Origin of the sequence: Aerococcus sp. HMSC10H05, assembly GCF_001806975.1 — a bacterium.
Taxonomy (GTDB): domain Bacteria; phylum Bacillota; class Bacilli; order Lactobacillales; family Aerococcaceae; genus Aerococcus; species Aerococcus viridans_B.
In genome coordinates this window covers 1-12,941 of sequence record NZ_KV786969.1, presented here as the reverse complement: position 1 = coordinate 12,941, position 12,941 = coordinate 1, and the positions used below count along the sequence as shown (strand labels likewise).

The following is a 12,941-nucleotide window of genomic DNA, read 5'->3' as shown; positions in this document are numbered from 1 at the left end:
CTAATATTTCTTAATCCATAATTCATTAATATAATGGTTTTTTTCCTTATGAATAACGATATTCGCTCGATTACGAGTTGGTAAAATATATTCCTTCAAGTTAATCAAGTTAATATTATGCCATGTGTATTCAGCCCTTGCCATAGCTTTTTCAGATGGTACCTGAGTAAATTGATAATAAAAATCATTTGGTGAGTCTTTTGCTTGGTCTAACAATAAATTAAACCGTTGATAGAACCATTCTTCAATCTGCTCTTCTTCAGCATCTACATATACGGACAAATCCCAAAAATCACTCATATAAACAGTATTGTTCTCAGTAGTTTGGAGAACGTTAATGCCTTCAACAATTAAAATTTGTGGATCTTGTAAAACATTCTCTTCATCTTTGACAATGTCATATATAGAATGTGAATACTTAGGATATGATATTTCTTTCTTGTTGCTTTTAACATCCGTTAGAAATGTTTCTAAAGCGTCCATATCATATGATTCTGGAAATCCTTTTCGATCCATTAAACCTTTTTCTTCAAGTACAGCATTTGGATATAAAAATCCGTCTGTGGTTATTAATTCTACGTTCAAATCCGGATAGGCTTGAGCTAGAAATAACTTTAGCAAACGTGCAGTTGTGCTTTTTCCAACCGCAACGCCCCCTGCTATACCAATGATAAATGGCGGAATTTCACCAGTAATACCAAAGAAATTAGACCGTTTTCTTTCTAAGTTTTTATAATTTTCTCGATAAATAGAAATCAATTGTGTCAAGGGTTTATAAACCTCGTTAGCATCCTTTAAGGATAGAGAATCATTTAGAGATGTTAAACGATCCAATTGTTCGTTAGTCAACTTAATTTCAAACTCTTCATCTAATTCTTTTAAATATTGATTCCATTCCATTCTTTCTATAATATAATAGTCTCTATTTACTTGCATTGTTACTCCAAACTAGCTGGTTATTTAACCTGCCATGTAATTTCTGTTAAGCAATGGGCATTATCTTCACTATCGATTACATGTTGCGTAACAAATGTATCGCCTGTATTAAGTGAATCCGATAGTGCCGATAAATCTGAGTGCACTTTTCCTTCTTGATGTAGATACATCTCTTTTTCATAGGCAACTGTATAATTAATCGGAGTATATTTTTCAAACCAGTCCATCCCTAATGAATTCGTAATCCAACGTAAATAAATTGTATTATTTACATGGTTATTCATATCTATATCCAAAAATTTTACTTCAAAGCGATTAACCTTAGAGTCAACTTTAACTTGTTTGTTTAGCCGTTTCCGCCGACTGGCCTTTACTTCTTTTTCAACCTGATACCATTCTGCAACTATTTCTGGGATACGGACAATAGACCGGTGATTTAGATCAATTAGGGCAAAAGTTGTCTCTGCTTGCGCTAACACTAAGCCGTCTTTTGACTTTAGGGCATAATGCCTTTTACTAAAAAATTTGTTGTAGGTAGTAGCTTCAGTTTCTACAATGATCTCTTCGTTGTAACGTGGTAAACGATTGATGTCTATTTGATTTTGCGTAATAATCCAAGCCCACCCCTGTTCACGAAAACCTTCTTTCGCTTCAGGAATGGTTTCTTCTTGATTATTAGATGCAATCAACATAATATCCAAGATAGCAGGAAGTGTCATTTCTCCTAAAGCATTACAATGGTAATGACGTACTTTAATTAACTCTTGATATACTAAACCCATTCTTTTACCTCCTTGATAATTTCAAACCGTATCATTCGATATACTATCCTCCAATAACATAACTCTTATTATACGTATATTTCACATTTTAAGCTAGCATAAAAACATTAATCTGGACCTATGTAGTAACGTAAAAAGGGCTAGAAACTTATCGTTCTAACCCTTTCCATCTTTCTATGATGGGATTTGTAATTGACCATATTCACTATAAAAATGAGGATAGGCTAGGTAAACTGCAATCATAGAAGTAATAGCTGAAGTAGCAACCATCATAAAATAGATTAGAATTTGATACATGATTGCACTTAGTGGTACAGCACCAGCTAACATCATCCCAGTCATCATACCTGGTAATAAAACTAATCCTACGGTTCTGGCAGTATCAATAGTTGGTTGCATAGCAGCCTTGATTGCTTCTCTTAAAATGCTAGTAGATGCCAATTTAATAGATGCACCTAGTGCTAATTGTTCGTTTACTTCTTGCTGAGATTTTGAAAACTCATTATTTAAATTACGAAAAGCCAAACCAATTACAGACATAGCATTACCAACTAACATTCCTGTTATCGGAATAATTTGTGCTGGTACAAACTGTATAGATCCTGAAATTACCAAGACAAGAATAGAAGTTACCACCCCACCAATAATTGCTATTAATGATATTTTAAAAGCATTTGGTATCTTATTTGCGCGTTTACCGGAATTATAAGCTGCATTTACAATCATAAAAATCATAATCAGTGCTGTTACTATGAATGAATGAATTTGGAATATATAAGTAAGGACGTATCCAATGATGACAAGTTGAACAACCATACGCAACATTGCCCAAAGAATATCCTTTTCTAATCCAAGTTTTTCTTTATATGAAATGAATACAGCAATTACAACTAAAATAAATGAAAAAGCTAGGGTCGTTGGTGTTATTGTTAAGGCATTAGTCATTTCTACTACACTCCTCAATTGATATTTGCTGTTGGGAAATATGCACAATCCGGTTTGGACTAATAGAGCCATCTTCGATATGACTCACCCAAATAACCGTTATTTTATGCTCTGCTTTGTAATCCATTAAGATTTTCCATACCAACGCTCTATTATCTTCATCTAGGGATGAAGTGATTTCATCTAATAAAAGTACTTTTGGCGGAAAAATAAGATGTCTAATTAGCCCAACTCGCTGTTTTTCACCGCCTGAAATCTTGTGGATAGACTTATCTAAACCAATATGGGCCAATCCAAAGTCTTTCATATAATTTAAAACTAATTCTTCATCAAAATCTTGCTCGCGCGCTTTAAAAACTAGTTCAAAGTTATCGCGGATTGTTTCTCCAAATAAATGCGGGTTTTGAGCCACATAAGATATATTTTGTCGATATTCTTGATAAGATACTTTTGTCAGCGGTTGGTTTAAATAAGTGATATCCCCAGAACTACTAGGAATTAAAGCTGCAATTAATCGTAACAAAGTACTTTTACCGCTACCTGAAGCGCCTTCTATCCGTATCATTTCTTCTGGATAAATTGTAAAAGACATATCTTTTAATAAATAATCTTCTCCTGGTTTAAAGGTTACTTGATTGAAAGTTACTATTCCTTCCATATGATTCATCCTTCCTTTACTTACATGAATATTCTATCATACACTATTGCATATTTGTGATAATTCTCTGTTTTTTGGAAACTAGAATTAGCTAACAAGTATGAAATAAGAAAATATTGCTTAATATAAACAATACGTTATAATGAAACTAATAAGTTTTACAATTTATAGAGGTGACAGTATGAAACTTACGATAACACCAGCAGCACAAACATATTTTAAAAACGACATGGGATTGTCCTCGGGTAGTGAAGTTGGATTTCATAGTCGTGTATATGGTAAAACAGCCGTTCACGAGGGGTTTTCAGTGGGCTTAACTGTTGAATCGCCTGAAGGTGCTTTATTAGCTGACGAAACCATTGACGGTATCCATTACTATATTACAGAGAATGATGAGTGGTTCTTCCATGGCTATGATTTCGAAGTTGATTTCTCCCCTGAAGAGGAGAACTTTATTTACCGGTTTATTGAACAATAGTCTAAATTATTAATACAATATAAGTGGTTACCAACCACTGCGTAACTTTTGGTATCATATTAAGTAAAAAAAGGAGTGAAGCTATATGAATCCAATTAAGAATTTATTTCTAGCAGCAATCGGTGGCACTAGACTATCCTATGAAAAAGCGGATGAATTAATCAAAAGCTTAATTGAAAAAGGGCAAATTTCTGTGGCTGAGGGTAAATCATTAAGTGAAGATATTCAACGAGTAGCCAAAGGGCACACAGAAAGTACTACCAGCTCAGATGCGCTGGATAAAACCTTGTCTGAACGTATTTTAGCATTACAAGGTCAAGTAGAAAATTTAACCCAAGAAGTGCAAGCTCTAAAAGAAGCTAACCGAGAATCTACAGATGGTAATAGTTCTGAAAAAGAGGATCAGTAGTTTTAATACAATCGTTAAAATTTGAGGCTGAGGCAATTTTGCCCCAGCCTCACTTGCCATAAATACAGATAAAAATAGAGTTATCAATAGATATTCGCTTGGATTGACGGTGATTAAATGCAAACTGATAGTAAACGTTTTCGCGAGATTGTTTCCATTCTAGGGGCTTATGGATTTGGTGAGATACGGTATAGATTTAAAAAAAATGAGGAAAGTGATCGACCTAAAGCCTTAAGACAAGCTTTTGAAGAATTAGGACCAAGTTTTATTAAAATTGGCCAAATTTTGTCTACTAGAAGCGACCTTTTACCTATAGAATATTTAATAGAATTAGAAAAATTACAAGAGGATACTTTACCTATCCCCTTTGATATCATTCAACAAGAATATTTTGAGTCAGTTGGTAGCGCAATTGAGTCTGACTTTGCTTCAATCAATGAACAACCTTTAGCATCAGCTTCTATCGCTCAAGTTCATCGGGCCCAACTTCATACTGGTGAGCAAGTAGTTGTCAAAGTTCAACGTCCTGAAATAGAAGACCAATTAATCCGTGATTTAAATATTTTTATTCGCGTCGTTGAGGCTATTCCTTCAATATTTATGGATATTATTATCAATCCTGTCGAAATATTGAAAGATATTAAAGTCCAGATTTTAGAAGAAATGGATTTTCTAAACGAGGCGCATAATATGTTGCTATTTGCAGAGAATCATAAACAACGAACAACTATTATCAACCCCATTCCTTACTTGAACTTATCTACGCGAAAGATATTAGTTCAAGAATACGTTGAGGGCGTTTCAATTGGTCGTCATTTTGCTTTAAAGGAAGAAGGATATGATTTAAATGATTTAGCCAGTAAATTTGTCTTGTCCTACTTATATCAAGTTTTTGATGATGGTTTCTACCACGCTGATCCTCATGCTGGAAATATCTTGATTAGAGATGGAAAAATCGTATTTATCGATTTTGGTGCAATGGGAAGAATTTCTCCAGGTCAAAAGCAATTACTTATTCAAATCCTTACTTCTTTAGTTGAAAAAGATATCGACGGTCTAGTCAATGTGCTTTTACAAATCTGTAAAATAAACAAAACCGTAGACAAAGTGGTTCTCTATCGTGATATAGAAAGTTTATTCAATAGGTATCTAACTACGGGAATGGAAGCCTTAGAAATCGATGATATATTCCAAGACTTGTTAAAATTTGGTCATAAACACGGGCTTACCTTTCCATCCGAATATATTCTATTAGAAAAGACAATAGCAATGGTACAAGGTGTTGCTCAGAGTTTAGATCCTCATTTAGATTTTATGGCAATTTTCCAGTCATTTTTCTTGTCTAGCAGCTCACTAGCATGGGAAAAGATATTAGATCCTAATGCGCTTGCTAGAGAAGTATTTAGGACCCTAAATTCGACTAGACGGATGCCCAATAAAATAGAAAGTTTAATGGATAATATTAACAATGGTCGGTTGAATGTCCGGTTAACTTTTGAGAATATAGATGAGCGTATTCGTGATATCAATAGTATGATTAATAGGATTATTTTTGGCGTTATCTTATCTGCCTTAATTTTAGCTTCGACCTTAATCATTACTTCAGCACAAACTTACTATGCTGAATTATTAGGTATTTTCTTTTTCATTATTACTGGTATGATTGGTCTTATATTACTCATCTCAATGTTAAGAGCTCGTCGGAAGTAACAATTAGTATGTATAACTCACTACAAAAATATCAAAGACAGGATAACAAGAAAGATCCGGATATGCTTCCGGATCTTTCTTGTTATTTTTTAGCTATACAGTGGCAGAATCGCACAACCAGTTAATTCCGGACCAGTATGCACTGCCAAGGCTGAGCTTAACTGTACATCATATGCTTCTGAAAAATTAGGAAGTGATTCTTTTAATCCTTCTAGCAAATTAGCTGCTGTAACTCTTGCAGATGGATTCCCACCACAAGTAGCTATCATAAACTCCTGATTTTCAGGTACAACGCTTTTTGCAAGTTCAACCATTTTCTTCATAATTTTACCTTCATTGTTTGATTTTGAAGCGCGAATTTTAGCAATTGTAGTATAAATCCCTTCATCATCACAAGTAATAATAGGTTGAATATTTAATAAAGTACCTACTGCGCCTGTTACACGACCAATTCTTCCACCAGCAATCAAATATTTAAGGTTTGGAATATGGAAAAATACATGCCCCTTCTCAACTGAGTCCTGTAGCTTTTTGGTAATCATTTGAAAGTCATTTTTCATTTCCAAATACTTAGTAGCAGCAATCATAAATAATCCTGAACCAATACCAATATTTTTAGTATCTAAAAGAAAGCATTCTACTTCAGGAAAATCTTCTGCAATTAAACGAATAGAGTTATTTGTACCTGAAAGATTTGAAGAAATCGTTACCGCAATAATATGCGTACAACCCTTAGCAATTAAGTTTTTAAATGCCTTTTCGATCAGTTCACCACTTGGTAAGGAAGTTTTAGGAATTTCATTTGCCATTCTTTCGAAAACTTCTTGAGGTTGGATGGTTACTCCATCTAAATATTCACCTTCGCTAAAGGCTACATTTAAAGGTAATACTTCGATTTCAAATTTATCTACAAACTCTTTTGGAACATCTGAACCAGAGTCCACAATAAAACCTATTTTTTCCAAATTGATTCCCCCAACATTAAGCGTTATGCTTCTATATCTTTTTCTGTGATATCTTGATCTACAAAAGAAATGAATTTTTTTGCAAATAACAAATTAGTTACTGTTTCACAAGCCAAGTAAATAATATACTGATCAAAATAATTCGGTTTTGAATAGTCTGTTTGGATATCGTCGCTAATTGCTATATTTAAATAGTCATGCGCTTGTCGTTTAATGGTGGTTTCCAATAATCCACAAAACTGGTTATAAGCATTTGAATTACCTTGAGATTGCGCTATAAAAATCAACACCCGTCGAATGTCTTGGATTGAAATAACTTCCTTAAACAAGGTAATCACAATTAAATAAGCAATGTGACGTTTATTGTAATGTCTTTTAATTGGCTTAGGAATTAATCCTAGTTTAACATAGTTATTGACCATCGAAGATGTCACAGGCTTTTTATCTGAAGAAAAAATTTGGAATGGTTCTAAATACTGGGTTACAACTGCAATGAGCTGGTCCATATATAAAGGAATATCCGTAATTTCTTCCCATCGCGGCATTTTAATATCATCTAAACTTTTGACCCAATTTTCAAATTCTATTTGTTTCTCCACTCTTACTCACCCACTATTTCATTATAAGAACATTATACCATAAAGTTATCATCACTATGAACAATAGTTTTGAAAACAAGATGTTTTATTTTGAATCCGAAAAGTACAGGTATTTAGCTAGCGCTTACGCTTTCTTAAAGTCCATTTTGACCAATTCATTCGCGCTTGTTGCCCACTATTAGTATCTTTAATATTATCTGTCGATTTACTTTGAATTTCATTCGTTTGACGTTGTTTGTTATAATTATTTGTCTTAGTCTCCATCTCTTCCATAGCTGCTTGGAAATCCGGATCTTCTTTCCCTCGTTTTAATCTTTCTCCATATAATTCTTTCATCAGCTTACGCACAGTTCGTGGATTCACTTCTTTCCCTTTGGCTTCTGCTGTAGCGATAAAGGTTAATACTTCAATATATGACATTGCTAATGCAGTTGTAACGATGGCAGCAGTTGTACCAGAAATGACACCACCTGCTACTGATCCTAATCCTGGAATGAATTTTATGACATTAGAGACAATAAGCCGTCCAACATAAGTTGCTGATCCTGTACCACCAATAGCACCTAAAATACCTAGAGCTGTTGATTGGTCCATGGAGATACCAAATATTGCTGTAATATGTGCCATCATACCGATTTGCATTGGCACTAGGACAGTGGCATCTGAGAAAGGTATTGGTGTGAATCCGACACCAAATGTTGTGACAATATATTTACGCGCCCAACGTCTAGCTGCTCGACCCTTTCTATCGATATCAACTTGTTGGGCATTATTAAAAGCTGTGTGTACGTTATGTGGCAATAAACCGAACGTTCTTTCTACTAATTCCTTAAGGCCGAAAGCGGGAATAGCATAATCATCAGTAATTTTATAATCTATAGCCATCAAACGAATAATCGATTGTACCGGTAGATTTTTATTCACTAGGTATCGTTCAAACTTTAAAGCCTGTTCACCAATTGATTGAGTCAAAACCAGTATGACGGGCATTTTACCTGCAAGATATTCTATCAGTCGTATCTCCATATCTTCAATACGTGAAGCGCTAGCATTTATACAATAGTAAACTACATGCATTTGTTCTTGGTTTTTTGACATTTTAGCTAAGGTGTCATTAATTTCACTAGTGACTTGCATTTGGGTATCAGAATCTAATTCCAATCCTCTAGTATCGTATAGTACCATTGGAACGCCTTCTTTTTCAATTTTACGCAAATGTTTTGTTACTGGTTGTCCAATACCCGTTTCAGCTAATTTTTCACGGAAAATACTATTAATGAGTGTAGACTTTCCTACTCCAGTTTTTCCTACAACCAAAATGTGTACCTTCTCAATTTTTTCAAGCTCATCTTGTGTTTTTTTAGTTAACTCATCTGCTAGTGACCAATCCATATTTCTAGCCATTTTGTTCACCTCAACGATTATTTCTTATATTTAATTTTATCAGATATTAGTTAAAATAGTATGATATTGAATCAGTTTTTAATAATTACCTCATAGAATATGCTATACTACAAATGTTAAAAACACATCCTACTTAAGGAGGAAAATAATGTCTGCTAATTCACGTAGTCGAGAAAAAATGAAATTACCTTATACAAAAGCTTACTATATAACGAATGAGGTCTTAAATTCGGTAACCCATGGTATTGGATTTGTCCTTTCAATTGTTGCCACTGTTTTCCTAATTCTAAAAGGGATTGAAAATGAAGATACACTTGAAGTGTTTTCATACGTTATATATGGCCTTTCAATGTGTGCTTTATACTTAGCATCCACTTTATATCATAGCTTCTCTTTTACGAAAGCTGCAGGTATTTTTAAAATTATCGACCACTCATCCATTTTTATTTTAATTGCTGGTTCATATACACCATTTGCTCTTGTCGCAATTGGTGGTAGGTTTGGATGGTTTATCTTTATCGCCCAATGGTCTATTGCAATATTCGGCATTGTGGGTAAGATTCTTTTCCTAAACAAAATGAAGAAATTCTCCACCCTCCTATACATATTAATGGGATGGTTTGGCATAATTGCAATGCCACAAATGGCATCAGCAATCGGTAGTGGCGGTATTGCTTGGTTAATTGCAGGCGGCGTAACCTATACGGTTGGTACTATTTTCTATGCACATGATGATCTTAAATTCTGGCATGTCATTTGGCATCTATTTGTACTTGGTGGTAGTATTGCTATGTACTTCTCAGTGCTATTGTACGTGTAAGAAACATAACAATTCATATAAGTAAATAAGGGGAAGTGACTTCTTTGTCACCTCCCCTTATTTACTTATATGCATCTGTTCTTCAATTATTTCTTATTTTGCAGATACTTTAATCGCTGACTACTTTTATAAAATTCATATTTTAAATTCAAAAATTTTTCACAGTCTAATAAAATATCAAAAAGCATTGAACGGGTTTCAAACTCATTTCTACTTTGGGGGAGCGGTTGCATTCTAAAGCGCGTCTTTAATTGTGCTAATTCATTTCTAAGTTTAGCCGCCGTATTCATTTCAGATAATTCTTGACTAACATGTCTGAAAAAATCACTCAAATCATATGTTTGCTCTGTTGATTCAAAAATATTATCTAGGGAATTATTAATATCATAAAGAATAATTAGTTGTGAACTACGCATAGAAAAATAATTTTGATAATAAATTTGACTTTCACCGCTAATATTATTTTCTGCCTCTTTCATAGCTAGGTATTCGCCATGTTTAGCTAATTCATAAGCTTGATCAATATGCTCATATAATAGATAGTTTTGATGATGAGACGTATCCATTTTATCAGCTAATTGGTTTAAAATGGTTTGCATTTCCGCTTCAATTTCCACCTTTACCTTATTCATCTGACCACTTTCAGATGTTTGGTACAAATTGACTATTACAGCAATCCCTACACCTATAACTAATAGCAGCATCTCATTGATCCACCAATTAAAATCAGAAGCTTGTTCTAATAATAAGTGTGAGATAAAGACTGCACAGGGTGCAATCGCATTATCACTTTTAAGATAGACTGAAATAGGATAGGTTATCAGTAAATAAAGTGAGAATACCCAGATTTCATATCCAAAAATGTTAAATAATATAGTGGCAATCAGCAAACTTAAAATCATAGTAAGGGTCAAGTTTTCAATGTATTGAACAGTTTTCTTGCTGGTTTCTGCTAATGAAAGAATCGCAATAACACCAGCAGATACCGCATAATCTAACCCTAGCCATTGCGCTAAAAAAATCGCAATAAATGTGGCCACTGCATATTTTGCACTTTTAATTGCTATAGGCATTCGATCGCTCCTTTAACTATACTCATGCATATTTTAGCATATATTCTGAAATTCATTTTGTAAAAAACGTAGCACACTACCAAATTTCCAAAAAAGTGCGCAAAGATAATGAAATATGGTAGAATAGTGTCAGCGAGTAAGATCACATTTTTAATAAATTTATAAAAGGAGCAAAAAATGATTTTTAAAGTTACTTATCAAGACTCATTGACTGAAGTACCACGTCGTGAGTCAACACACACTATGTATATCCAAGCTGAAACTAAACGTGAAGTTCGTGCCTACCTAGAGAATGAAACCCCCTATCTAGTCGAGTTTATTCAACCACTTGAAGGTGCGCATTTAGAATACGAACAACAAAATCCAGACTTTAAAGTTGTGGAGCTTTCTAATTAATGAAAGTTGATATAAAAAATAATGAAGTTGGCGTTTTCGCTTTCGGGGGATTAGACGAAATCGGTAAAAACTCTTATGGGGTCCAATTTCAAGATGAAATATTATTATTAGACGCTGGAGTTAAATTCCCAGAAGACGATTTGTTAGGTATTGACTATGTTATTGCCAATTATCAATACCTCATTCAAAACAAACAAAAAGTTAAAGGTTTATTCATTACCCATGGTCACGAAGATCATATTGGTGGTATTCCTTTCTTACTAAAACAAATCAATATTCCAATCTATGCAGGAAAATTAGCCATGGCATTGATTAAGAATAAACTAGAAGAACACGGTTTATTACGAGATGCAGAATTGCATATTATTGATGAAGACTCTGTTATCAAGTTTAGAAAAACATCCGTTTCTTTTTATCGCACTACCCACTCTATTCCAGACGCAATGGGCATCGTGGTAAAGACCCCACCAGGTAATGTTGTGTTTACTGGTGATTATAAATTCGATTTCACGCCAGTTGGTGAACCAGCTGATATCCATAAAATGGCTAAAATTGGTGAAGAAGGTGTCCTATTATTACTTGGTGACTCCACAAATGCTGAAATTCCAGGCTTTACCCAATCAGAACGTGCTGTTGGTGAATCATTAGCAGATATCATGTCCAACATCGAAGGTCGAATAATCTTTGCATCATTCGCTTCAAATATTTCACGTCTATCGCAAGCTATTGATGTTGCGGTTGCTCAAGGTAGAAAAATAGCCGTATTTGGTCGATCTATGGAAGCCGCCATTCGTAATGCTATCGAACTTGGCTACTTTAATGTTGGTGAGGATGCTTTTATTCAAAGTAACGAAATCAACCAATACCCAGCAAACGAAATTTTAATTATGTGTACTGGTTCTCAAGGTGAACCAATGGCTGCTCTTTCTCGAATTGCTAACGGTACCCACCGACAAATTTCTATTCAACCAGACGATACTGTGATCTTCTCATCTAGCCCTATTCCAGGTAATACTTTATCTGTAAACCATGTTATCAACCAATTATTGGCTGCAGGAGCGGAAGTTATACATGGCAAAGTAAACAATGTCCATACTTCTGGACACGGGGGTCAACAAGAACAAAAACTCATGTTATCGTTGATGAAGCCGAAATATTTTAGGCCTGTTCATGGAGAGTACCGTATGTTAAGTATTCAAGCCGAACAAGCTGAATTAGTCGGAATTCCACGTGAAAATATATTTATTATGCAGAATGGTGAAGTCTTAGCTTTAACGCAAGACTCAGCTCGTCGCGCAGGTAGTTTCCCAGGTGAAGCTGTTTATGTTGACGGTAAAGGCATTGGAGATATCGGCAATATTGTTTTACGTGACCGACACAATCTTTCTGAAGATGGTTTAGTATTGGCTGTTGTATCTGTTGACTTTAGCAAGAATGAATTACTCGCTGGTCCTGATATTGTTTCTCGTGGTTTCATTTACATGCGTGAATCAGTTGGTTTGATTCAAGATGCGCAAAAAGTTATCCGAACCACAGTTATCGGCCACCTTAATTCTGGTAAGAAAGTGAACGAAAAAATATTACGTGATGCAATGCAAAACGCCCTACAACCATTCTTATATAAACGCACTAAACGTAATCCAATGATTATGGCTGTCGTTATGCCTGTATAATGATAGAATTGAAAAACCTGCGATATCGAGCTTATTAAGCTTATATCGCAGGTTTTCTTTATTGGCTCTACAATATATAGGACTGATGACTAA

The 12,941-nt window shown here is 34.5% G+C and carries 14 protein-coding genes; 6 read left to right on the top strand and 8 right to left on the bottom strand.

Annotated elements, in window-relative coordinates:
- From coaA to HMPREF3116_RS03340, 4 genes are all read right to left on the bottom strand, one after another.
- Positions 1 to 936, bottom strand: a complete 936-nt coding sequence (gene coaA / locus HMPREF3116_RS03355; protein WP_070467788.1) for a type I pantothenate kinase — start codon at positions 934 to 936, stop codon at positions 1 to 3.
- Positions 937 to 956: 20 nt separating this feature from the next.
- Complete coding sequence (locus HMPREF3116_RS03350) at positions 957 to 1,718, bottom strand: acyl-[acyl-carrier-protein] thioesterase (protein ID WP_070467787.1); 762 nt, start codon at positions 1,716 to 1,718, stop codon at positions 957 to 959.
- 174 nt (positions 1,719 to 1,892) lie between these two features.
- On the bottom strand, positions 1,893 to 2,663 hold the full coding sequence (gene fetB / locus HMPREF3116_RS03345) for an ABC transporter permease (RefSeq protein ID WP_070467786.1): 771 nt from the start codon (positions 2,661 to 2,663) through the stop codon (positions 1,893 to 1,895).
- On the bottom strand, positions 2,656 to 3,321 hold the full coding sequence (locus HMPREF3116_RS03340; RefSeq protein WP_070467785.1) for an ABC transporter ATP-binding protein: 666 nt from the start codon (positions 3,319 to 3,321) through the stop codon (positions 2,656 to 2,658). The genes fetB and HMPREF3116_RS03340 overlap by 8 nt, the downstream gene beginning before the upstream one ends.
- Positions 3,322 to 3,502: 181 nt before the next feature.
- Here HMPREF3116_RS03340 and HMPREF3116_RS03335 point away from each other — a divergent pair, with 181 nt between their 5' ends.
- The 3 genes from HMPREF3116_RS03335 to HMPREF3116_RS03325 all read left to right on the top strand — a co-directional run bounded on the left by HMPREF3116_RS03335 (position 3,503) and on the right by HMPREF3116_RS03325 (position 5,918).
- On the top strand, positions 3,503 to 3,799 hold the full coding sequence (locus HMPREF3116_RS03335) for a HesB/YadR/YfhF family protein (RefSeq protein WP_070467784.1): 297 nt from the start codon (positions 3,503 to 3,505) through the stop codon (positions 3,797 to 3,799).
- 85 nt (positions 3,800 to 3,884) lie between these two features.
- Complete coding sequence (locus HMPREF3116_RS03330; RefSeq protein ID WP_070467783.1) at positions 3,885 to 4,208, top strand: hypothetical protein; 324 nt, start codon at positions 3,885 to 3,887, stop codon at positions 4,206 to 4,208.
- Positions 4,209 to 4,325: 117 nt separating this feature from the next.
- Positions 4,326 to 5,918 carry an ABC1 kinase family protein gene (locus HMPREF3116_RS03325; RefSeq protein ID WP_070467782.1) on the top strand — a complete coding sequence of 531 codons (1,593 nt, stop codon included), beginning with the start codon at positions 4,326 to 4,328 and terminating at the stop codon, positions 5,916 to 5,918.
- A gap of 89 nt (positions 5,919 to 6,007) precedes the next feature.
- Here the strand turns inward: HMPREF3116_RS03325 and HMPREF3116_RS03320 are convergent, their stop codons facing one another.
- From HMPREF3116_RS03320 to HMPREF3116_RS03310, 3 genes are all read right to left on the bottom strand, one after another.
- On the bottom strand, positions 6,008 to 6,883 hold the full coding sequence (locus HMPREF3116_RS03320) for a DegV family protein (protein WP_070467781.1): 876 nt from the start codon (positions 6,881 to 6,883) through the stop codon (positions 6,008 to 6,010).
- A 23-nt stretch (positions 6,884 to 6,906) separates the two neighbouring features.
- Positions 6,907 to 7,482, bottom strand: a complete 576-nt coding sequence (locus HMPREF3116_RS03315; RefSeq protein WP_070467780.1) for a DUF1836 domain-containing protein — start codon at positions 7,480 to 7,482, stop codon at positions 6,907 to 6,909.
- Positions 7,483 to 7,599: 117 nt separating this feature from the next.
- A complete protein-coding gene (locus HMPREF3116_RS03310; protein WP_070467779.1) occupies positions 7,600 to 8,886 on the bottom strand; it encodes a YcjF family protein in 1,287 nt (428 codons plus the stop codon).
- Positions 8,887 to 9,034: 148 nt separating this feature from the next.
- Here HMPREF3116_RS03310 and HMPREF3116_RS03305 point away from each other — a divergent pair, with 148 nt between their 5' ends.
- Entirely contained in the window at positions 9,035 to 9,706 is a 672-nt protein-coding gene (locus HMPREF3116_RS03305) for a PAQR family membrane homeostasis protein TrhA (protein ID WP_070467778.1), read from the top strand.
- A gap of 86 nt (positions 9,707 to 9,792) precedes the next feature.
- On the opposite strand, the gene HMPREF3116_RS03300 is transcribed toward HMPREF3116_RS03305, so the two are convergent.
- Positions 9,793 to 10,779 carry an aromatic acid exporter family protein gene (locus HMPREF3116_RS03300; RefSeq protein WP_070467777.1) on the bottom strand — a complete coding sequence of 329 codons (987 nt, stop codon included), beginning with the start codon at positions 10,777 to 10,779 and terminating at the stop codon, positions 9,793 to 9,795.
- Positions 10,780 to 10,956: 177 nt separating this feature from the next.
- Here HMPREF3116_RS03300 and HMPREF3116_RS03295 point away from each other — a divergent pair, with 177 nt between their 5' ends.
- Positions 10,957 to 11,175 (top strand): DNA-directed RNA polymerase subunit epsilon, encoded by a 219-nt coding sequence (locus tag HMPREF3116_RS03295; protein ID WP_070467776.1) that lies wholly within the window; start codon positions 10,957 to 10,959, stop codon positions 11,173 to 11,175.
- On the top strand, positions 11,175 to 12,848 hold the full coding sequence (gene rnjA / locus HMPREF3116_RS03290) for a ribonuclease J1 (RefSeq protein ID WP_070467775.1): 1,674 nt from the start codon (positions 11,175 to 11,177) through the stop codon (positions 12,846 to 12,848). Before HMPREF3116_RS03295 ends, rnjA begins: the two co-directional genes overlap by 1 nt.
- Positions 12,849 to 12,941 lie beyond the last annotated feature (93 nt).